Origin of the sequence: Paenibacillus luteus (assembly GCF_006542765.1) — a bacterium.
GTDB lineage: Bacteria > Bacillota > Bacilli > Paenibacillales > Paenibacillaceae > Pristimantibacillus > Pristimantibacillus luteus.
On record NZ_SKCD01000033.1, the window covers coordinates 297,276 to 319,085 of the forward strand.

The 21,810-nt window shown below is 49.5% G+C and carries 21 protein-coding genes; 19 read left to right on the forward strand and 2 right to left on the reverse strand.

The window, feature by feature from the left end; translation table 11 throughout:
- Positions 1-136: 136 nt before the first annotated feature.
- A complete protein-coding gene (gene ilvD, locus E0496_RS23555) occupies positions 137-1,822 on the reverse strand; it encodes a dihydroxy-acid dehydratase (RefSeq protein WP_141504204.1) in 1,686 nt (561 codons plus the stop codon).
- Positions 1,823-2,063: 241 nt separating this feature from the next.
- Between ilvD and E0496_RS23560 the strand changes: the two genes are divergently transcribed.
- From E0496_RS23560 to melA, 18 genes are all read left to right on the forward strand, one after another.
- Positions 2,064-2,768 carry a response regulator transcription factor gene (locus E0496_RS23560; protein WP_141504205.1) on the forward strand — a complete coding sequence of 235 codons (705 nt, stop codon included), beginning with the start codon at positions 2,064-2,066 and terminating at the stop codon, positions 2,766-2,768.
- Positions 2,758-3,852 (forward strand): sensor histidine kinase, encoded by a 1,095-nt coding sequence (locus E0496_RS23565; protein WP_241674950.1) that lies wholly within the window; start codon positions 2,758-2,760, stop codon positions 3,850-3,852. The genes E0496_RS23560 and E0496_RS23565 overlap by 11 nt, the downstream gene beginning before the upstream one ends.
- Positions 3,853-3,947: 95 nt before the next feature.
- Positions 3,948-4,916, forward strand: a complete 969-nt coding sequence (locus tag E0496_RS23570) for a D-alanyl-D-alanine carboxypeptidase family protein (RefSeq protein ID WP_141504206.1) — start codon at positions 3,948-3,950, stop codon at positions 4,914-4,916.
- A 314-nt stretch (positions 4,917-5,230) separates the two neighbouring features.
- Positions 5,231-5,536 (forward strand): urease subunit gamma, encoded by a 306-nt coding sequence (locus E0496_RS23575; protein WP_141504207.1) that lies wholly within the window; start codon positions 5,231-5,233, stop codon positions 5,534-5,536.
- A gap of 70 nt (positions 5,537-5,606) precedes the next feature.
- Positions 5,607-5,975: an urease subunit beta gene (locus tag E0496_RS23580; RefSeq protein WP_141504208.1), complete on the forward strand. Its 369-nt coding sequence runs from the start codon at positions 5,607-5,609 to the stop codon at positions 5,973-5,975.
- Positions 5,972-7,687 carry an urease subunit alpha gene (gene ureC / locus E0496_RS23585; protein WP_141504209.1) on the forward strand — a complete coding sequence of 572 codons (1,716 nt, stop codon included), beginning with the start codon at positions 5,972-5,974 and terminating at the stop codon, positions 7,685-7,687. Before E0496_RS23580 ends, ureC begins: the two co-directional genes overlap by 4 nt.
- A gap of 38 nt (positions 7,688-7,725) precedes the next feature.
- Positions 7,726-8,418 (forward strand): urease accessory protein UreF, encoded by a 693-nt coding sequence (locus E0496_RS23590; RefSeq protein ID WP_241674951.1) that lies wholly within the window; start codon positions 7,726-7,728, stop codon positions 8,416-8,418.
- A 33-nt stretch (positions 8,419-8,451) separates the two neighbouring features.
- Positions 8,452-9,180, forward strand: a complete 729-nt coding sequence (gene ureG, locus E0496_RS23595; protein WP_141504210.1) for an urease accessory protein UreG — start codon at positions 8,452-8,454, stop codon at positions 9,178-9,180.
- Positions 9,180-10,061: an urease accessory protein UreD gene (locus tag E0496_RS23600; protein ID WP_241674952.1), complete on the forward strand. Its 882-nt coding sequence runs from the start codon at positions 9,180-9,182 to the stop codon at positions 10,059-10,061. Before ureG ends, E0496_RS23600 begins: the two co-directional genes overlap by 1 nt.
- A gap of 211 nt (positions 10,062-10,272) precedes the next feature.
- Positions 10,273-10,698 carry a MarR family winged helix-turn-helix transcriptional regulator gene (locus tag E0496_RS23605; protein ID WP_141504368.1) on the forward strand — a complete coding sequence of 142 codons (426 nt, stop codon included), beginning with the start codon at positions 10,273-10,275 and terminating at the stop codon, positions 10,696-10,698.
- 145 nt (positions 10,699-10,843) lie between these two features.
- Positions 10,844-11,896 (forward strand): BMP family lipoprotein, encoded by a 1,053-nt coding sequence (locus E0496_RS23610; RefSeq protein ID WP_141504211.1) that lies wholly within the window; start codon positions 10,844-10,846, stop codon positions 11,894-11,896.
- A 118-nt stretch (positions 11,897-12,014) separates the two neighbouring features.
- Positions 12,015-13,514, forward strand: coding sequence for an ABC transporter ATP-binding protein (locus E0496_RS23615; RefSeq protein ID WP_141504212.1), 1,500 nt, complete (start codon positions 12,015-12,017; stop codon positions 13,512-13,514).
- On the forward strand, positions 13,507-14,556 hold the full coding sequence (locus E0496_RS23620) for an ABC transporter permease (RefSeq protein WP_141504213.1): 1,050 nt from the start codon (positions 13,507-13,509) through the stop codon (positions 14,554-14,556). Before E0496_RS23615 ends, E0496_RS23620 begins: the two co-directional genes overlap by 8 nt.
- A 1-nt stretch (position 14,557) precedes the next feature.
- Positions 14,558-15,481 carry an ABC transporter permease gene (locus E0496_RS23625; protein ID WP_141504214.1) on the forward strand — a complete coding sequence of 308 codons (924 nt, stop codon included), beginning with the start codon at positions 14,558-14,560 and terminating at the stop codon, positions 15,479-15,481.
- A 57-nt stretch (positions 15,482-15,538) separates the two neighbouring features.
- The gene (locus E0496_RS23630) at positions 15,539-16,213 is read left to right on the forward strand and encodes a sulfite oxidase-like oxidoreductase (RefSeq protein WP_141504215.1); all 675 of its coding nucleotides are present in this window, start codon (positions 15,539-15,541) and stop codon (positions 16,211-16,213) included.
- Positions 16,214-16,217: 4 nt separating this feature from the next.
- Complete coding sequence (locus E0496_RS23635) at positions 16,218-16,940, forward strand: nucleoside phosphorylase (RefSeq protein WP_141504216.1); 723 nt, start codon at positions 16,218-16,220, stop codon at positions 16,938-16,940.
- Positions 16,941-16,976: 36 nt separating this feature from the next.
- Positions 16,977-17,891: an AraC family transcriptional regulator gene (locus E0496_RS23640; protein WP_141504217.1), complete on the forward strand. Its 915-nt coding sequence runs from the start codon at positions 16,977-16,979 to the stop codon at positions 17,889-17,891.
- Positions 17,892-18,020: 129 nt separating this feature from the next.
- Positions 18,021-19,517, forward strand: coding sequence for an alpha-glucosidase/alpha-galactosidase (melA, locus tag E0496_RS23645; RefSeq protein ID WP_141504218.1), 1,497 nt, complete (start codon positions 18,021-18,023; stop codon positions 19,515-19,517).
- On the opposite strand, the gene E0496_RS23650 is transcribed toward melA, so the two are convergent.
- Complete coding sequence (locus tag E0496_RS23650) at positions 19,514-20,128, reverse strand: 3'-5' exonuclease (protein WP_141504219.1); 615 nt, start codon at positions 20,126-20,128, stop codon at positions 19,514-19,516. The genes melA and E0496_RS23650 overlap by 4 nt on opposite strands.
- Before the next feature lie 387 nt (positions 20,129-20,515).
- Between E0496_RS23650 and E0496_RS23655 the strand changes: the two genes are divergently transcribed.
- The gene (locus E0496_RS23655) at positions 20,516-21,769 is read left to right on the forward strand and encodes an MFS transporter (RefSeq protein ID WP_241674953.1); all 1,254 of its coding nucleotides are present in this window, start codon (positions 20,516-20,518) and stop codon (positions 21,767-21,769) included.
- The last annotated feature ends 41 nt before the right edge of the window (positions 21,770-21,810 follow it).

Genomic DNA, 21,810 nt, shown 5'->3' on the forward strand with positions numbered 1-21,810 from the left:
TTACAGCCGACACTCCTTTTTGATGGAGAAGACTTTAAATGGTTTACATAATAAACTAAGCTTTCTATTTCTACGAGAAACGGCTTGCCCCCTCTTACTGAGGAAGGCAAGCCGTTTTTTATAGCATGAATACGGATTACATTTTCATAACGCCGCCGGTGCTGGCGGAAGTTACAAGATGAGCATAACGCGCGAGGTAGCCGCGTTTAATTTTGAGCTCGAAGCCTTTCCATTCGGAACGGCGTTTTTCGAATTCTTCATCGCTGATCAATAGATCCATCGTCCGGTTATTCATGTCGATCTCAACGATATCGCCATCTTGTACGAACGCAATTGGGCCGCCTTCGGCTGCTTCTGGTGAAGCATGGCCGATGCTGATGCCGCGGGATGCGCCGGAGAAGCGTCCGTCGGTAACAAGTGCAACCTTAGCGCCAAGGCCCATACCAACGATTTGAGATGTTGGAGCGAGCATTTCTGGCATTCCCGGGCCACCACGTGGTCCTTCGTAACGGATGATGACAACATGGCCTTCTTTGATCTTGCCGTTTGCAATGCCGTGAAGCGCCTCGTCCTGGGAATCAAAGCAGATAGCAGGTCCTTTATGGTAACCGCCAACTGATTTGTCTACTGCGCCAGTTTTGATGATGGCGCCGTTAGGAGCAAGGTTGCCGAACAATACAGCCAGTCCGCCGCGAGCGGTGTGCGGATTGTCGATCGTGTGAATGATATCGGTATCTTGAATTTCGCAGCCAATGACATTTTCACGAAGCGTTTTGCCGGTAACTGTAATGCAATCGCCGTGCAAAGCGCCTTCCTTCTTGAAGAGCTCGTTCAGAACAGCGCTGACGCCGCCTGCATTGTGAACATCTTCAATATGGTAATCCGAGGCTGGAGCAATTTTCGCAAGATGCGGCACGCGCTCAGCCACTTCGTTAATACGCTCAATCGGGTATTCGATGCCAGCTTCATGTGCAATTGCAAGCGTGTGAAGAACCGTATTGGTAGAACCGCCCATCGCCATATCAAGTGCAAATGCATTATCGATGGTATCTTTGGTTACGATATCGCGCGGTTTGATGCCGAGATCGATGATTTTCATAAGCTGACGCGCTGCGTCTTTAACGAACTCTTTGCGTTCTGGAGATACGGCAAGGATTGTACCGTTACCAGGCATAGCAAGTCCCATGCCTTCAGCCAAGCAGTTCATGGAGTTAGCTGTAAACATACCTGAGCAAGATCCGCATGTCGGACAACCGAACTGTTCAAGCTCCATCAGTTGATCATCATTGATTTTGCCGGCTTGGTGAGCGCCAACGCCTTCAAATACGCTGGATAGTGAGATGGAACGGCCGTCAGAGGTTTTGCCAGCTTTCATTGGGCCGCCGCTGACAAGCATGGTTGGAATGTTGACGCGAAGTGCGCCCATGATCATGCCTGGTGTAATTTTGTCACAGTTTGGAATACAGACCATACCGTCGAACCAGTGTGCATTAACGACAGTCTCAATGGAATCCGCGATAATCTCGCGGCTTGCCAGTGAGTAGCGCATGCCGATATGACCCATTGCGATCCCATCGTCAACGCCGATGGTATTGAATTCAAACGGCACGCCGCCTGCTTCGCGAATAGCTTCCTTAACAAGCTTGCCGAACTCCTGGAGATGAACGTGACCAGGTATAATATCAATATAAGAGTTACAAACCGCAATAAACGGCTTGTCGAAATCTTCCTCTTTCACGCCTGCGGCGCGCAGCAAGCTGCGGTGCGGTGCGCGGTCGAATCCTTTTTTGATCATGTCTGAACGCATTCTTTTGGCCGCCATGTAAGTGCCCCCTATGTGCATAATAAAATATAATACTCTCGATTTTAGCACAACGGACAAGCGTTGGCTATAACGTGAGACCGTGTGTCTGGTTCCTGCAATGGTTAAAAAAACATTAAGAATTACTTAAACATTATGATTTTACATGAAACGGCAGGACATGCCCTTGGATATTCATGTATAGTATGCTCAACGGACACAATGAAAAGAACAGTTTTGGGACGAAGGAGGCCGATTTCTAATGGAAAGACGGGTATTAATTGTAGATGACGAGCGGGAGATCGCGGATCTGATTGAAATATATTTGAAAAATGAGGGGTTCGTTACCGAAAAAGCATATGACGGTATGGAAGCACTTCAGGCCTATGAGAAAAATCCTTTTGATTTGGTCATATTGGATATTATGATGCCGAATATGGATGGGCTAGAAGTGACGAGGCGGCTCAGAAAGGATCAATCCGTTCCAATCTTGATGCTCAGCGCTAAGGCCGAAGATATGGACAAGATTATGGGACTGATGACTGGTGCTGATGATTACATGATCAAGCCGTTTAACCCGCTTGAACTTATTGCCCGCATTCGTTCCTTGCTGCGCCGTTCTTATCAATACAGTGCACAAGCCGAAAACAGCAGCACCGCTAGGTCGGATAAAGAGCTGCGCCTCGGACCGCTGCGGATCGATAAGCTCAGCCATACGGCGGAGGTTGATGGCAAAGCGCTTCATTTGACTTCAACCGAGTTCGGGATTCTTCATTTGCTGGCTGGACAGCCGGGCAGAGTGTTCAGTGCAGAAGATATTTTTCAGCAGGTATGGAAAGAGAAATATTTTGATTCCAACAATACGGTCATGGTTCATATCAGCAAGCTCAGAGATAAGCTGGAGAAGGAGCTCGGCGATAAAATGATCGTGACGGTGTGGGGGGTTGGTTATAAAATTGAAGGATAATTTGACCCGAAAGCTTGTTGTCCGATCGTTTGTTTATTTTTTTCTTAGTATTTTGCTGGCTGCTGTATCAGTAAGCATGCTTGTGCCTATTGTTCTGTGGATTGTTACCCGTGTCGGCCCACTTCAAAACTTAGTTTATTCTGTTTTTTCTGGTTACCACGAGGAAGCTGTATTAGGATTTGGAGTTTTGTTGTTCATCCTATATTATGCTTTTTTCCAATGGAGCATTTTTCATTCTTTTGGCCAAATCAATGATACCGTTGGTCGAATTGCCAATGGATCATTGGCTTTGAACCATAAAATCGTTATGCGTAGAAGTCATCCACTCAGCTCGATGGCGGCGAATGTCAATAATCTGGCTGGACGTCTCGACGCCGCACTCGAAGAGGAGCGGAAGGCAGAGCAAACTAAAAACGAGCTGATTACGAATGTATCGCATGACCTGCGAACGCCGCTTACCTCCGTGCTTGGCTATCTGGGCCTAATCGAACAAGACCGCTACCGCGATGAGGTGGAGCTGCGGCATTATGTTCAGATTGCTTACGATAAATCACAGCGCTTGAATGTGCTGATTAACGATCTTTTTGAATACACCAGAATGCGCCACGATACGGCTGCTTTGAAGGTAACGAGTTTTAATCTTGTTGAAATGCTGGGACAACTGCTCGTGCAGTTTCGGCTGCCGCTGGAAGAAGCGGGTATGCACAGCAAGATGGTAACGAAGGAAACGACTATTATGGTCAAGGCCGATGCAGCGAAGTTGGTTCGCGTATTTGAAAACCTTATCGCCAATGCGATGAATTATGGCAAGGACGGCAAACAGGTGATTGTAACCGTACAGCGCGAGCCAAATGCGGCTATTGTAGAGGTCATCAACTTCGGTGAGCCCATTCCAAGCACCGATTTGCCTTACATCTTTGACCGGTTTTATCGGGTGGACAAATCTCGTACACAGTGGTCGGGTGGGTCGGGTCTAGGACTTGCTATTGCAAAAAGCATGATGGAGAAGCATGGAGGCACGATCTCGGTATCGAGTGATATGGATCAAACGTCATTTCGGGTTTCTGTACCTATTATTCAGTAATAATTAAGACTTTTTTATGGTTTGGTTACGGTCTCCTTAAACTGCTGCTCCTATACTTGGTTGTATAGAAGAGAAGTGAGAGGGGACCGTTTCTTATGATGGAGAGAACATATGCGAGAAAAGCACCGCAGGCTTTGAAGTTTTTGTTGATTGCGGCAGGAGCCATAGCGGTTATCTTTTATCTAATTTCATTAAAAGGCAAGCCTGCGGTAACGGAATTGCAGCTGGATTCAAGCTCGGCTATTCTCATCGATTTGGAAACGGGCAGCGTGCTATATGAGAAAAATGCAAACGAAGCGCTGCCGCCTGCAAGCATGTCGAAGCTGATGACAGAGCTGATTATTTTAGATATGGAAAGCTCTGGTCAAATTAACTGGAGAGATCTGGTGGTGACAAGCGTCTACGCCGCTGATGTACCGGGCTCGCAGATTGGATTCGTGAAAGGCGAAACCTTTAGCGTAAAAGAACTATTCGAAGCGATGGCCGTACATTCCGCTAATGATGCCGCAGTGGCGCTTGCGGAGTATGTTGGCGGGAATGAAGCGGATTTCGTCGTCATGATGAATCAGCGGTCGCAGAAGCTGGGCTTGTCTAGCCAGACGGTATTTGGCAATGCTACGGGGCTCAGCAAATTCGATTTGCAGCCGTTCGATTCTGCGGCAGCGGAGCGGGATACATTAATGACCGCCAAGGATACGGCTTCTTTAGCCGCCTATCTATTGAAGAAATATCCGGAAGTTCTTGATGTGTCCCGTCGCAGCAGCGTAAAGCTGGCTAACAGACCTGAGAGGCTTCCATCCACAAATCTGATGCTTAGCGGTATGCCATTTGCGTTTCCGGGCAATGATGGCTTGAAGACGGGCTACACGACGCAAGCTGGATATTGCTTTACCGGGACGGCTAAACAGGAGGGGCGGAGGCTTGTTACTGTTGTTATGGGAGCCGATACGCCGGAGAAACGTTTTACGGAGACGGATAAATTGTTCAAGTATGGCTTTCAAACGGATGGTTTGCAAAGTTTTATCGGACATATCCAAAGTAAACTAGGGATTCAAGTCGGATAGTAATGGGAAAATTAGGACAAAATAAACAGAATGACGTCGAATTATGTCGATTAAACCCACCTATTTAATAGTGTAAGCAATGTGTGAAATCTAGCATGATCTACAAAAGATTATGCTAGATTTTTTGTTTTAAAATATAAGAATTAACCAGTTTGTTAGCTTATAAAGGCTTATATTTCAAAGTAAAAGCTACATCAGCGTCTAAAGGACGCCGAAGCGTTTATACTTGATGTCATAAAATATAACGCGAACTGATTTACTTACGATAATTAGCTGTCTATAATGAAGATATGACAGATCAATGAGGTGAAGACATGCAGTTAACTGAACGTGAAAAAGAAAAGCTGCTGATTACAATCGCTGCAGATTTAGCTAGGCGGCGAATGAATCGCGGTGTGAAGCTTAATTATCCGGAAAGCGTTGCGCTGATCACCTCTGAAATTATGGAAGGCGCGCGAGATGGAATGACCGTAGCGCAACTGATGGAATTTGGGACCCAAATTTTAAAGGCGGAGCAGGTTATGCCTGGCATCCCTCAAATGATTCACGAGGTTCAAGTGGAAGCCACTTTCCCGGATGGGACGAAGCTGGTTACCATTCACGATCCGATTACAAGCTGACATCAGGCAGCAAGACATAGACTAGATTAAGTAGACAGGTCCTTTACATAAGAGAGGAGCGCCATTTCGGATGATACCAGGCGAATATCGAACAGTTGAAGGAGATATTGAGTTAAACGCCGGACGCCAGACGCAGCAGCTTATTGTCGTTAATACTGGCGACCGTCCTGTACAGGTAGGCTCTCATTTTCATTTTTTTGAAGTAAATCGGGCATTGAAATTCGATCGCGAGGCCGCTTATGGCATGCGGTTGCATATTGCAGCCGGAACGGCAGTCCGTTTTGAACCGGGCGAGGAGAAGCCGGTGACGCTTGTTGAGCTTGGCGGGGCGAAGCTCTCCTATGGGTTGAACAATCTTAGCCAAGGAAAGGCAATAGCCGGAGCGATGCCGGAAGAGGTGAGAGCGCGCCTTAAAGCATGGGAGGGAGGCACGCAATGACGAGGATGGACAGGAGAAGTTATGCTGCGATGTTCGGGCCAACAACAGGCGATGCTGTGCGGCTGGCGGATACGGAGCTGTGGGCTCAGATCGAGCATGATTATACGGTATATGGTGATGAATGCAAGTTTGGCGGGGGCAAGGTCATACGCGACGGAATGGGGCAATCAAGCGGAGCCCTTCGGGATGAGGGCGTGCTGGACACGCTCATTACGAATGCGGTCATCATTGACCACTCCGGTATTGTCAAGGCTGACATCGGCATCAAGGATGGGTTTATTGTCGGCATTGGCAAAGCGGGCAACCCGGATATTATGGATGGCGTTCATCCGAATATGATTGTCGGCGCAAGCACCGAGGTTATTGCGGGAGAAGGCAAAATCGTAACAGCAGGGGCGATTGACTCGCATATTCATTTTATTTGTCCCCAGCAGATCGAGACGGCACTGTCTTCCGGCGTAACGACCATGATCGGCGGCGGTACAGGACCGGCTACGGGTACCAATGCAACGACAGTTACGCCGGGCGCATGGCATATGCGGCGGATGCTAGAGGCGGCAGAGCATTTTCCGATGAACATTGGTTATACGGGCAAGGGTAATGCTTCTTTTACTGCACCGCTTATTGAACAGATTGAAGCGGGCGCGATCGGGCTGAAGCTGCATGAGGATTGGGGTACGACGCCGGCAGCGATCGATGCGTGCTTGCAGGCGGCGGACCAATACGATGTTCAGGTCGCAATCCACAGCGATACGTTAAATGAAGCGGGCTTTGTGGAAGACACGCTTGCTGCCATTGGCGGACGCACGATCCACACGTATCACACGGAAGGTGCCGGCGGCGGACATGCGCCTGACATTATCGTTGCTGCAGGCGAGCTGAACGTGCTGCCATCATCGACGAATCCTACGCGGCCGTTCACGATCAATACGATAGAAGAACATCTCGATATGCTGATGGTCTGCCATCATTTGGACAGCAGCATACCGGAGGATGTCGCTTTCGCTGATTCTCGAATCAGGCCGGAGACGATCGCTGCTGAAGATATTTTGCATGATATGGGCGTATTCAGCATGATCAGCTCGGATTCGCAGGCGATGGGCCGGGTGGGCGAGGTCATTATCCGCACCTGGCAGACAGCTGACAAAATGAAGAAGCAGCGCGGTCCGCTGAAGCCGGACAATGAGGAGAACGACAACTTCCGCATCAAGCGTTATATTGCAAAATACACAATAAATCCGGCAATAACCCATGGCGTATCGCATCTGGTAGGTTCGCTGGAGCCTGGCAAGTTTGCTGATCTCGTCATTTGGAGCCCGATGTTCTTTGGCGTGAAGCCGGATCTGGTTCTTAAGGGCGGCAGCATCGCCTTTGCCCAAATGGGTGATCCCAATGCGTCCATTCCTACGCCGCAGCCGGTATTTGGCAGGCCTATGTTCGCTTCCTTCGGGAAGCTGGTGTTCAACAGCTCCATTACATTCGTGTCCCAAGCAGCTTACGATCGAGGGATTGCGAAGGAGCTTGGGCTTCAGAAGCGAATTGAACCGGTCAAAGGCTGCCGGACCGTTACGAAAAAAGACATGATTCATAATGATGCAACGCCTAAGCTAGAGGTCGACGCAGAAACCTACCATGTGCTGGTGGATGGTGAGCATGTGACGTGCGAGCCTGCAGAGGTGCTGCCGATGGCGCAGCGTTATTTCTTATTTTGACAGCAGTTCCTGCCTAAGCAGACAGGAGGGCATTGAAGATGAAGGAACAAATGAGATGGCTGGCGATGCAGCAGCTGCTTGATTCCGCTCTACCGATCGGCGGATTCTCCCACTCGTTCGGTTTGGAAACGTTGGTGCAAGACGGCAGGATGAACCGCTCCAGTCAGCTATATGCTTATGTGTCTGCCATGCTGCTGCAAAGCTGGGCGAGCTCGGATGCTATGGTCATCAAGGCCGTTTACCGTGATGCGCCCGCAGGTGACTGGGAGAGGCTGTGGGCTGTGGAGCGATTGGTGCACGTACAGCGTACCGCTTCGGAAACCCGGAGTGGTGTTGAAAAGATGGGTAAGCGGCTGCTGCAGTTGGCATCTGCAATTCATCCGCAGTTGGACTGGGTGCCGCTTACGGAAGCACATCGCGGCGGCAAATGCTTCGCCTCCCATCCGCTCGCCCATGGCTATGCTTGCTGGCAGCTAGGCGTATCGGAGGAACAGGCGATTCAGGGGTATTTTTACACTTGCATAGTAACCTGCATCAACAGCGCGCTTCGCCTGATGTCGATGGGACAGACAGAGGGGCAGTCGTTAATTGCGAGGCTGACGCCGCTCACGGAGCAGGCGCTGGCGGTAGCGGCGGAGCTTGAACCTGAGGAGGCGTATGCCAACATGCCGATGGCTGAGATGGCCATGATGCAGCACGAGCGATTGTACTCGCGTTTATTTATGTCTTAACGATATATCAACAACTAAATGGAGGAATGACAAATGTGCCAAGGACAAGGACATACGCATCAGGAATGGGAAAGCCCGGCAATCGATAGCTCAAGGCCAATCCGAATCGGGATAGGCGGACCGGTCGGTTCCGGCAAAACAGCGCTTGTCGAAAGATTGACGCGCGAGCTTCATGAGAAATTCAGCGTTGCGGTCATTACAAATGATATTTATACGAAGGAAGATGCCCGGATTTTGTTCAATACAGGCGTTCTGCCGGAAGAGCGCATCATTGGCGTAGAGACAGGCGGCTGCCCACATACCGCTATTCGTGAGGATGCATCGATGAATTTCGAAGCGATAGAAGAGCTTGAGAGCCGTTTTGACCACTTGGACTTGATCTTCATCGAGAGTGGCGGCGATAATCTAGCTGCTGCGTTCAGCCCGGAGCTTGTTGACCGGTTCATTTATATTATTGATGTTGCTCAAGGTGAGAAAATACCGCGTAAAGGCGGTCCTGGCATTATGCGCTCGGATTTGCTCGTTATAAATAAAATCGATCTTGCTCCTTATGTAGGCGCGAGCCTAGAGGTTATGGAAGCTGATACGGTGAAAATGCGCGGAGATCGCCCGTTTGTCTTTTCTAATTTGTTTGGCGGCGAAGGCGTAGATAAAATCGTAAGCTGGCTGACGCATGAAGTTGCGCATGCCCGGGGTACGGAGCACTCTCATGTGGTCCAGTTCACGAGTGTCACAGCTGATAACCGTCACTCCGCTTCTTAATGGAGCGCGTGCAGGCAGCAGTGAGGGCAGGAGCGGAGTATGGAGATGCGCGAAGCAGAACTTCCGTGCTTCGAGCTTCCTTCGCGAGCCGGCAAGGGCAGACCTTCGTCAGCCATAAATTTCATACCGCGCCTATCAAGATCGCCAAGGCTTTTCCGCTGAGTGGCCAGCTTGGCATTATCGTTATGGACGTCTCGCCTGGATTGCTAGATGGGGATCGTTACGAGCTGGACTGGGTCGCGGAGCCATCTTCTCATGTCATGATTACGAATCAGTCGTATACGAAGGTTCACCCAAGCACACCAAGCAAGGGCTCTTCCATGAGACAGACCTTTATTCTTGATGAAGCTGCCGTAGTCGAGCATATGCCGGAACCTATCATGCTATATAAGGATGCTGCGCTGCATAATGAGACACAAGTTCACTTGCAGGCAGGCTCTGTGTGGCTGCAAGCGGATGTGCTGTGTCCCGGACGGACACTGCGCGGGGAGCGGTTTGATTACCGCTGCTACAGCAATTCACTCTCCGTGCATTATGGCGATGAACTGATCTTCTCACAGAGACAGCGAATCGAACCTGCCAAGCAAGCGCTTGCGGCACCCGGCTGCTGGGGTGAGATGACTCATTGGGCCACCTTTTATATCTTCTCAGACCTTGTGAACAGCAACCACCTGGAGCAGCTTCAGAAGAAGCTAGATAGCTTTGCAGCGCCGGATGGGCATGCCGTTATTGCCGGCGCGTCAATGACTCACCGGTTCGGCATCGCGGTATCCGCGGCCTCCACGGCGGCTTGGCCGCTTCAGCAGCTTATGAAGGAGCTGTGGGCAGAGGCGCGGGCTGGGCTGCTGGGCAAACCGCCGCTTCGTTTTTTGCAAGGCTAAAGCCGGAAATCCCGAAAGCCATAACGGTGGGTCAACTAATAGCGGTTGGTTGGCCTATTCGTGTTTCATTTGGCTGGGGCTGAAGGATTACTTAATAATATTAGTTAATCTTATAAATGAACGCTATAATAAGAAAAGACAAGATAGCAGAATTATAAGATAGGTTGGTGATCATCAATTGGAAACTTCAAGTGCGGAAAGGCAGGATTTAATGAGGCGTCTGGACGAAGCCTTTCGTCAGGTACGAAGACAAATCAATTCTGAATGGAACACCTACAACGTGCATGGACTAGGAATGACGCATGGAAGAATGCTCATTATATTGGCACAGTCAGGCCCTCAGAAGGCTTCCGCGCTTGCGGAGCTGCTTCTGATTACTAGTGGAGGCGTTACGGGGATTGCTGACCGCTTAATTGAACTTGGTTATGTAAAACGGGAGCGTGGTGAGAAGGATCGGCGCGTGGTGATGCTTGAAATTACGGAAGAAGGGCTCAAAAACGTAAATCTCATAGAAACGGTGAAGGCAAAATTAATGCACAGGCTGTTTAGAGGCATGTCGATTGAAGATATGGAGCATGGTGTCCAGCTCTTTGAGCATATGAACAAAAATATGGAATCGGATGTTACAAATTCGTGACTATTTTCATATTTCATTATTATTGCATGTGATTTTAGTGTAGAATAAACTAGAAATTTGTCGAATCGAAATAGGTTGACAAATTCCGATAAAACAACTAGGATTAAGAGGAATTAATACATTTAATTGTTTAGGGGAGATTACGATGAAGAAGGCAATTGCTTTGGCGGTATCGTTATTTCTGATGGTTGCGATTGTCGCAGCTTGCGGATCTAACAAAAATGATGCAGGAAACGCAGTGAATAACGGCGCTGCGACGAATAATACAGGCGACAAGGCGGAAAAGAAAAAAATCGCACTCGTACTGCCTGAAAAAATCGGCGTAAACAAGTTTTTCGTATTGATGGATGAAGGCTTCAAAAAAGCAGGCGAGGAATTTGGCGCTGAAGTGAAAACAATCGAATCAACAGACCCTGCCGGATTCGAGCAAAACCTTCGTGCAACGGTAGCTGAAGATTATGATCTGATTATTACGGCAACATTCCAGGCTGAAGATGCTCTTAAAAAAGTAGCTACTGAAAACCCGGACAAGCCATTCGCTATTATCGATACCGTAGTTGACCTGCCGAACGTACGCAGCGTTAACTTCCGCGAGCATGAAGCTTCCTACCTGATGGGGGCACTTGCAGGATTGGCGACGAAAACCAACATCGTTGGCGCTGTTGTTGCCATGGATGCTCCACTTCTTAGCAAATATACTTCTGGCTTCGAACAAGGCTTGAAGAGCACAAACCCGGACGCGCAGTTCCTGATCAACTATGTAGGAAGCTTTACGGACCCGGTTAAAGGTAAAGAGCTTGCCCTGCTTCAGCAAACTAAAGGAGCAGACTTTATCGCAGGTATGGCAGCAGTTGGCGATAACGGAGTATTCGAAGCAGCGAAAGAAAAGGGCTTCTATACTTCCGGCCAAGATACAGACCGTACAGATGAAGACCCTGAACACATCGTACTTTCGCAATTGAAAGGTACAGATGCCGTAGCTTATGAAACGGTAAAAAGCTTTGTTGAAGGCACGTTCGCTTACGGCGTGGCAGATTACGGCTTGAAAGAAGATGGCGTTGGCTTGACGTTCGTTACAAAAGACAGCGCAACTACGCTTAGCCCGTTCATCGGCCAAGACAACGTGGATAAAGTTAAAGCTATCGCTGATGATATTAAATCTGGTAAGATCGTAGTAGTAAATCCGTTAGCTCAATAGAATGACCTGCCGGCTGCTACTTTGCAGCCGGTTTGCTTATTGCTTAGAAGCTTCCTCCTGTCTCGGGGGGAAGTGGTTTTTTTTGTTTTAAAGGCGACGAAAGGAGAGGAGCGTTGGTATGTTGCTGCAAATGGAGAGCATTACGAAATCCTATGGGAGCGTAATCGCGAATAACCAAGTTCATTTTTCGCTGAAACGAGGCGAAATCCATGCGTTGGTTGGCGAAAACGGAGCTGGAAAAACGACATTAATGCGCATTTTATACGGCATGGAAAGCCCTACAAGCGGGGAAATCTTATTAAACGGCAAACCGGTTTCATTTGCGAGCCCAGCGGATGCGATCAAGCATAAAATCGGGATGGTCCACCAGCATTTTATGCTGTTCCCAACCTTTACGATTGCTGAGAATATTGTAATCGGGCGCGAGCCCTCCAAGGGAGTGGGCTTTGATCGCAAGGCCGCAGCTGCGGAAACCGAGCGTCTCGGCAAGCTATATGGGATGCCGATTGATCCTTGGAAGAAGGTTGCGGATTGCTCGATGGGCATGCAGCAGCGGGTTGAAATTTTGAAGGTTCTGTATCAGGGAGCGGAAGTCATTATTTTGGATGAGCCGACCGGTGTTTTGACGCCACTTGAGGTGAAGGAACTGCTGGTTGCTATTAAAGGGCTTGCTGCGCAAGGAAAAAGCTTTATCTTAATCAGTCACAAGCTTCAGGAAATTATGGAGGTTGCTGACCGTGTGACTGTCCTGCGCGATGGCAAATTGACAGGAACAGTCGAAGCAAAAGACACGAATGCAGAACATTTATCGCGGCTCATGGTGGGCCGAGATTTGGTACATATATCACGCTATCAGATTAGTCGCGGCAAGCCGGTGCTTGAGGTTTCCAACGTGACGATCAGAGGAGTGAAAACGAAACCGCTGCTCTCGGATGTCAGCTTACATGTGAACGAAGGTGAAATTGTCGGCATTGCCGGGATATCTGGCAATGGGCAATCGGAGCTGATCCAAGCCATCTCAGGTTTGATGAAGCCAGAGGCCGGGACGGTCAAGCTGCTTGGAGAGAATATGACAGGAGCGTCGGTTGGAGCAATTCGCTCGCGAGGGCTTGCCCATATTCCCGAGGATCGCTATCAATGGGGCGTTGCAAAGGATGCGACGGTGACGGAGAACGGTCTAATGGGACATGCGATAAAGCATCAAAAATATGGTGTTTTAAACGGAAAAGGCATCCGGCAAATGGTTGGGGAATGGGTGACGAGATTCGGAATCAAGACAGGCTCGTTATCCACTAGAGCCCAATATTTATCGGGCGGGAATTTGCAGAAGCTGATCGTAGCCCGCGAGCTTGCGCAAAAGACGCCATTCATCATTGCGGCTGAACCGACGCGAGGTGTGGACGTTGGAGCAATGGAGATCATTCACGGCGAGCTCCTCAAAAAACGGGAAGAGCGTGGCGCCATTTTGCTCGTTTCCTCTGAGCTTACCGAAATATTGAAATTGTCAGACCGCATTTTGGTCATGTACGAGGGGAAAATCGTAGGCGAGCTTGAAGCAGAATCGGCTACAGAGGAACAAATTAGTTTGTTAATGGCAGGAGGAAAAGCGGTTGGATAAGCTAGTACAATTCGGACGCGCGCTGCTGCAGCCGCTTTTGGCTATTATCGTAGGCCTCGCTGCCGGTGCAATTGCCATTTCCATTGTCGGAGGCTCCATCGTAGAGACTTACGGCGAGATGTGGAAGGGAGCTTTTGGCAGCTTTTATTTTTTCACCAATACGTTAAGCCGGGCAACGCCTATCATTTTGATCGGCCTTGGCGTGGCGCTAGCTTTCCGGGCCGGATTTTTTAATATGGGCTCAGAGGGGCAGATGGTGCTGGGCGCGCTTAGCGCTGCCGTAACGGCTATTTATCTTCCAGGCCCAGCTTGGTTTAAGCTGATTGCTGCTATTATTGCCGGAATTATCTCCGGCGGGATATGGTCAGCCTTCGCAGGCTGGCTGGATGCCAGATTCCGCATGAATCTGCTTATCACGACTTTGCTTCTCAATTATATTGCGACCTTATTCGCAGGCTACATCGTATCGTATCCCCTTAAGGACAAGACGGGGTCTGCCGCAATGGCTCAAACGGTCATGCTTGACCAGAGCGTATGGCTGCCGAAACTGTTCAAGGGCATGAGCGTTCATGGAGGCTTTATTATTGCCGCAGTATGTGCAATTTTACTGTTTCTGTTCATGCGTTATACGGTTAAAGGCTACGAAATTCGCATGTTAGGCGGCAATCCATTGTTCGCAAGCTACGGCGGCGTGCAGCGCGGCAAGATGATGCTGATCAGCATGTTTGTCAGCGGAGGCTTTGCTGGGCTTGCCGGTACTGTGGAGGTGTTAGGCACACAGTACCGCTATATTGACGGAGCTTTGACGACGCCGGGTTATGCCTGGTCGGGCATCATGGCGACGCTGCTTGCAGGCTCCCATCCGCTCGGGACAGCAGTTGCTGCTATTTTAATTGCAGCTCTTCAGACCGGCGGCATGGGCATGGAGCGCAATACGGACGTGCCGCTAGAAGTATCCAGTATCATACAAGCTGTGCTGATTCTGTTCGTATCGGCTAAGTTCACCTATTCGTTTATTAAACGCAAGAAGGCGGGGTCATAAGATGGACATTTTTCTGGATGCCTCGCTGTTTGCGACGACGCTCCGTATGGTCACGCCTATATTGCTTGCTGCGCTTGGCGGAGCGATCTGCGCGCGGGTTGGCTTGTTTAACGTAGGTTTGGAAGGCTTAGTCTTGATCGGAGCTTTCTCGGCGATCGTAGGGAACCACTTTACTGGCAATGTATTTGCCGCGGTGATGTTCGCCATTGTATGCTCGCTCGTCTTTTCAATATTATTCGGTTTTATGAGTATTCAGCTTAAAGCCAACGTCATCGTTGTCGGGATTGCGCTCAACTTTCTGGCGCTCGGCTTAACGACCTTCTCGCTTCGTGCGATCTTTGATGTGAAAGGCGCATACTACAATAAGGATATGGTGGGCCTTCCGAAGTGGGATATTCCGGTGATAAAGGATATTCCATGGGTAGGCGATGTGCTGTCCGGCCATTCGCCGCTCGTCTATTTGTCAATCGTGCTCGTCATTGTACTTCAGCTATTCCTGTTTAAGACAGTGACTGGTTTCCGCTTGCTGGCTTCAGGCGAAAATCCGACCGCAGCCAAAAGCCTTGGGATCAAGGTCTCGCGTATCCAATACGGTGCAGTGCTGATGTGTGGCGTATTATGCGGGCTTGCAGGCGCGCAGCTGTCGCTTGGCAATGTTACGATGTTCACAGAAGGCATGACATCAGGACGCGGGTTTATTGCCCTCGTCGCTACGATGCTCGGACAATCGAATCCGCTCGGCGTTGCGGCTTCAAGCCTGCTGTTCGGCTTTATGGACGCGCTGAGTATCCGCCTTCAAGGCTTCGCATTGCCTACGCATTTTACGATGATGCTGCCTTACATCGTAACGATTGCTGCGATGCTGTTCTTCAAGGATAAAGGCTACATGCAGGAAGCGCGCAAGTCGAATGAAAGCTCGCGTTAACAAGAAGTGGATTTATGAGATGTAGTAGGAAAAGCAAGGCTGGAGGAGGCTGACACGATGCATAAAAAAGCAGATCGCCTAAAAAAGGTTACGTTGATTAAACAGGCGGCAATTTCACCAGAGCTAGCCCACCGGGTACCGCCAGGCCAGACGCTGACAGAACGGTTTCCGATTTTGCACGAGGGGGATGTTCCTCAGTATGATCTAAATAGCTGGTCGCTTCGCGTATTTGGTGAAGTGAATGAGGAGCGCACGTTCAGCTTTGAAGAGCTGCTGGCGCTTCCCCAAACGAAAACCCAATGCGACATTCACTGCGTCACCCGCTGGTCCAAGCTGGATACGGATTGGGAAGGCATCAAATTCAAGGATTTGCTGCCTTTGCTGGGCGTAAAGCCGGACGCAAAGTTCGTCATGATCCATGCGGACGAGGACTACGATACGAATGTTCCGCTGGAGGACCTGCTGCATGATAACGTGTTGCTTGCGCATCGCTATGATGGCGAGCCGTTGACCGACAAGCACGGCTGGCCGATGCGCCTGCTCGTTCCGCATTTGTATTTTTGGAAAAGCGCAAAGTGGATTACGGGCATTGAATTTATGAAAGAGGACCGCGAGGGCTTCTGGGAGCGCAATGGCTTCCACAACTATGCCGACCCGTTTCTAGAACAACGCTTCAGCAGCGAGGATAACATGATGCCTGAAGATGAATGGATAAAGAAGGAGTTTGATTAAACAAATGCTATCTATATTGCAAGTTAATCCAGAAGATTTGCCGGCTTATGCCGTTGTATGCGGTGACCCGCGCCGAGCGGAGATGATCGCTCAGAAGCTAACGGACGTGAAGGAGCTTGCCTTTGCGCGCGAGTACCGGACATTCGTAGGAGAATATGAAGGGGTCAGGCTTGCGGTTGTCAGTCACGGAGTTGGCTCGCCTGGTGCGGCGGTATGCTTTGAGGAGCTAATCCGTGGCGGAGTGAAAACACTGATCCGCGTAGGAACGGCTGGCTCGTATTCCGCAGATCACCCTGCTGGAAGCTTGGTTGTAAGCACCGCAGCGGTTCGTGCCGAGGGCTTAACGCATCAGCTGGTGCCTGCGGGTTTCCCGGCGATTGCGGACAGCGAAGTAACAGAAGCGCTGTATGCGGCTGCTCTTGAGAGTGAGGGCATCGTTAAGAAAGGAATTACCGTTACGCTTGACGTTTTCTTCTCGGGCGTTGTCGATATTCCTCATCGCCAATACAAGCAGGCGGGAGCCATTGCCGTAGAGATGGAGATTGCAGCTTTGTACGTGATCGCAACGCTTCGCGGAGTTCGTGCAGGTGCTATATTGGCATTGGATGGCTACGCAGACGCGGATTTGGCCGGCGAGTACGATCCGCATACGGATGTTGTTGCCAAAGCGGTAGAACGTGAGATTGAGACGGCGCTGCGCGCTGTTGCAAGGCTTGCATCGGTATAATCAAGTCATCTGGCTGGCAAGGGAGGAGACATACCCGTGAACCGCACATTGTTTAAGCAGGAGTGGCTGAAGGGTGATTTGTACCCGCATGTTTTCGCTTATTATTTTAAGCAATGGTCCGATTATACGATGGCTTTCCATTCCCATGATGCGATTGAAATTATGTACGTCATCTCAGGAGCCTGCGGAATTGAGTTTGAAGCGACAGTTAAAGCAGCTGCTTGTGAAATGACACTCAAGAAAGGCGACTTTGTCATTCTTGATGCTAATGTTCCGCACCGGCTTACCGTTGACGAGCGCGGACCGTGCCGCATGCTAAATGTTGAGTTTGATTTCAGGGAGCGCCCAACGGCGTTTCCTTCCATGCGCCAGCTTGCTTTGGAGGACGAATTTGTGGCCAGATTGATCACAGAGCCGTCCTCTTATTTGTTTTTGCGTGACCCGAGCGAGGTCTATCAGGTATTGAAAAGTTTGGTGCTTGAGCTGGATAGCCGCGGCAAGCGCATTAATATGAAAGCAGAGCTGTTGTTTGCGCAGCTGATTCTCGCAGTAGCGAGGCTTCATAACGAGACGGGAACGCAAGGCATCAATCCGGCTGAGCTTTATGTGAAGCAGGCGATCGAATATATCCACCATAACTATGACCGTGATATCCAGGTGAAGGACGTTGCGTCAGCAGTCAGTCTGCATCCGGGCTATTTGCACCGGGTATTCCGGGCGCAGCTTGGGAAAACGTTAACCGGTTATTTGACTGAGCTGAGGATGGAGAAAGCGAAAATGCTGCTGCGGGAGACCGATGTGGCGATTGCGGATATTTGTGATTATGTCGGCGTCGGGAGCCGGCAATACTTTCATGCGATGTTCAAAAAATATACGAATCAGACGCCGATCGCTTTCCGTAATGCGGTTGACACTCAAATTCTCGATAGCCGCGGCTTGAAATATGAATAACAAAAGTGACGATTTCTGACAGTAAATTAGTTAGTTGGTCACAATTTTGATAACGCTTCCGATTAATCGTTGCTACAATGTAGAGGAGATGAAACGACTCTATAAAACGACAATCGGAGGCTGATTGGCATGTCTGCTTTTAAAATTACATTTATCGGTGCGGGCTCCATCGGGTTTACGCGCGGCTTGCTTCGCGACCTGCTTGCAGTACCTGAATTTCAAAACATCGAGGTTGCTTTTACGGATATTAACGCCCATAACCTAGAGATGGTAACTGCGCTTTGCCAGCGGGATATTCAGGAGAACGGCTTGTCGATTACTATCCAGTCGACGACGGATCGCCGTGAGGCATTGAAGGATGCCAAGTACGTAATTTGTACAATTCGTGTTGGCGGTCTTGAGGCTTTTGCAACGGATGTTGATATTCCCCTCAAATACGGCGTAGACCAATGCGTAGGCGATACTCTGAGCGCAGGCGGGATCATGTACGGCCAGCGCGGAATCGCTGAAATGATAAATATTTGCCGCGATATTCGCGAGGTTGCTGCTTCGGACGTGACCCTGCTCAACTACGCAAACCCAATGGCAATGATGACTTGGGCCTGCAATAAATATGGCGGTGTAAGAACAATTGGACTATGTCATGGCGTGCAGGGCGGCCATTGGCAAATCGCCGAGGCATTTGGGCTGAAGCAAGAGGAAGTCGATATTGTTTGCGCGGGCATCAACCATCAGACCTGGTATATTCAAATTAAGCATAACGGCGAGGATTTGACGGGCAAGCTGCTGGAGGCATTCGAGAAGCATCCCGACTTCAGCCGCACGGAGAAGGTTCGCATTGATATGCTGCGCCGTTTTGGCTATTACAGTACGGAATCCAACGGACATCTTAGCGAGTATGTGCCTTGGTATCGCAAACGTCCGGAGGAAATTAACGATTGGATCGATCTGAGTTCATGGATTAATGGAGAAACAGGCGGCTATTTGCGCGTGTGTACGGAAGGCCGCAACTGGTTCGAGACTGATTTTCCTAACTGGATGAAGGACCCGGCTAATGAATTCAAGAGCGAACTTCGCAGCCATGAGCATGGCTCGTATATCATTGAAGGACTGGAAACCGGCCGTGTTTACCGTGGGCACTTTAACGTGGAAAATAAGGGCATTATTGCAAACCTGCCGAATGACGCTATTATTGAAGCGCCGGGTTATGTTGATCGCAATGGCATTTCGATGCCTACGGTAGGCGATCTGCCGCTTGGGGCGGCTGCCGTGTGCAACGTAAGCATCTCGGTACAGCGCCTTGCAGTTGAAGCAGCCATTCATGGCGATGACAAGCTGCTGCGCCAAGCCTTCATGATGGACCCCCTTGTAGGGGCAGTTTGCAATCCGAATGAAATTTGGCAAATGGTAGATGAAATGCTGGTGGCGCAGGCGGAGTGGCTGCCGCAATATACGGATTCGATCGCAGCAGCCAAGAAGCGTCTGATAGAGGGTCCCTTGCTTCCTACGCGTGATTACGAGGGGGCTGCACGCCTCAAGGTAAAGACCGTTGAGGAGATGCAGAAGGACCGGGAAGCCGCGAACAAAAACGCGGGCGAATCGGATAAGGGCAAGGAACGCGTTTAGCGCGGCGCGTATTTAAGTTCGATCGCTTCAAGCTTGGTCCCAGGCGGACTCCATGCCGGCGGTCCGAATTTCTTAAGGTAGCCCAACGTGTCCACGTAGCCTTGAACGGATTGCTCCTCATCCATCTTGCGGAAGATTTCCCAGCAGGCAATGACGTCGTTGAGCGCACGGTGGCCGCCGATCAGCGGAATGCCGTAACGGTCAGACATGTCCTTTAATGTATGAGGATATACATGCCGCGCGCGGCTTATGGTCAGCGTATCGATAAAGCTGTTCGAGAAGGAACGGTCCGCGATACGGAGCAGGGAATGATGCAGGAAGCCAAGGTCGAAGGCTGCATTGTGCGCGATGATAATGTTGTCACCGAGCATCCGGTTCAAAATGCGGAACGCTGTATCTTCGTCCATGCCTGTTGCCGTCATTTCATCCGTAATGCCGGTCAGCTCCGTTATTTTAGCGGACAGCTTGCCGTCATAGCGGACGAGCGTACTGAATTCGCTTGCGATCTCGCCGTTAACGCAGCGGATGGCAGCCATCTCAATGACGCGGTCCTTCTTCGGATCAAGTCCGCTTGTTTCAAAATCGATGACAGTATAAGAATGAGAAGCCATTGATGTTTCACCACTTTTTCTTGTAATAAGTTAAAGTCTCCAACTAGATTGATTCTAGTATGATTCGACAAAAAAGGTCAATAACCTTTAATGAGGTAATGGAAACGCCCGATGGACTGCTTTCTTCAAAGCGGTTTGCGGGCGTTTTGATATGATATATATAGGGTTAAATAGCTATGCTACGTTTTCAAGTAGAGTCTATGACCTTAATCAAGCGAACAAAGGATAAAAACAGCGAATAGGATTTGTTTGCTGCTTCAAATGCAAGCTAAGCGGTTAATTTGAAGGAGAGAGCGCTTTCTTGCGGCGGGGATATCGGGATTTCCTATGATAGAATAAACACAGAGAAAAGATTATCTAGATGCTGGTCAACGGGGGAGTCAGTAAATGAGGATGAGGTCGGAATTTTGGAACAGATTTAATCTTTTCAAAAACAATGCGCTTCCTCCTGAGAGCAGGCTGAGCAAGGTAGCCGTTACTGCTCTTATCATTCATTGCTGCTTTCAGTTTGGCGCTTCGATGTCAGGTTTGTTTTTGAATTTGTATTTATGGCGGTTGACGCAGGATTTAACGGTGAATGGCATTTATAACATTATTGTGTTCATCCTGACTCCGCCGGCTTTTGCCCTTGGGGGATGGATTGCCAAGCGAAAGGACCGCATGGTCACGTACCGCCTAGGCATCGTGATGATCGCTATTTTCTATTTGATGGTCGTCATCGCCCAGGAGCATGTTGCCGAATATTACATATGGTTTGCAATATTTAACGGTATTGCTGCAGGGTTTTATTGGACCGGATACTTGGTTATTCAGTATGATGTGTCGACTGAGGCGAACCGGATTCGGTTTCTCGCGATTAATATGATCGCGTTTAATGCTTCCGGATTAGCGGGTCCTGCGCTTGCGGGATTTATTATCCAGCGCAGCAACGGGCTGCAGGGTTATATTATTATTTTTACGCTGGCCTTCATTATGTTTCTGATTGCAGCGTTCGTAAGCTTCCGGATACCGATGATTGAATCCCATCATAAAGCGTATCACTTGAAGCTGATGGGACTCGTTATGAATAAAAATCGGCGCTGGATGAAAGCATTATACAGCTTCTTCGTATTGGGTCTATTCCAAGGCATCATGCTGTTCCTGCCCAACATCATGCTGTATCAGACCGTCGGGCGAGAGGACTGGGTAGGCTATCTGGGCGTGTTTTTCTCCTCCCTTACGGTCGCAACCGGCTATGTCATATCCAGGAAGGCTCAGAAGGAGCAGGTCCGCAAATATGTGCTGCTCTCGACGACGGGAGTCGTGTTCGGCTCTGCACTGTTGCTTTTCCAAGTGGAGTTTTGGTCGGTGGCCGTGTTTATGATTTTGTTCTCGATTTGTAATCCGCTGGCGGTCAATACACTGACGTCTTATTACTACCGGTTAATCGGCACGCTGCCTCTTAAAGGACAACTGCGCGTGGAATCGGTTGTAATGCGGGAGCTGTTTCTGAACGTTGGGAGGGTGCTGTCGATCAGCCTGCTTATTTTTCTAGCGAAGGATTTGGAATCGGTATGGTTGCCCGTGGTACTGTTCGCTATGGCTGTGCTTCAATATGTATCCGTAGCGCTGATTAAAGAAAAACAGAACGTAGAGTCATGACGTTAAAAAGATGATGATAGACGCAAAAAACCTCAATCCCA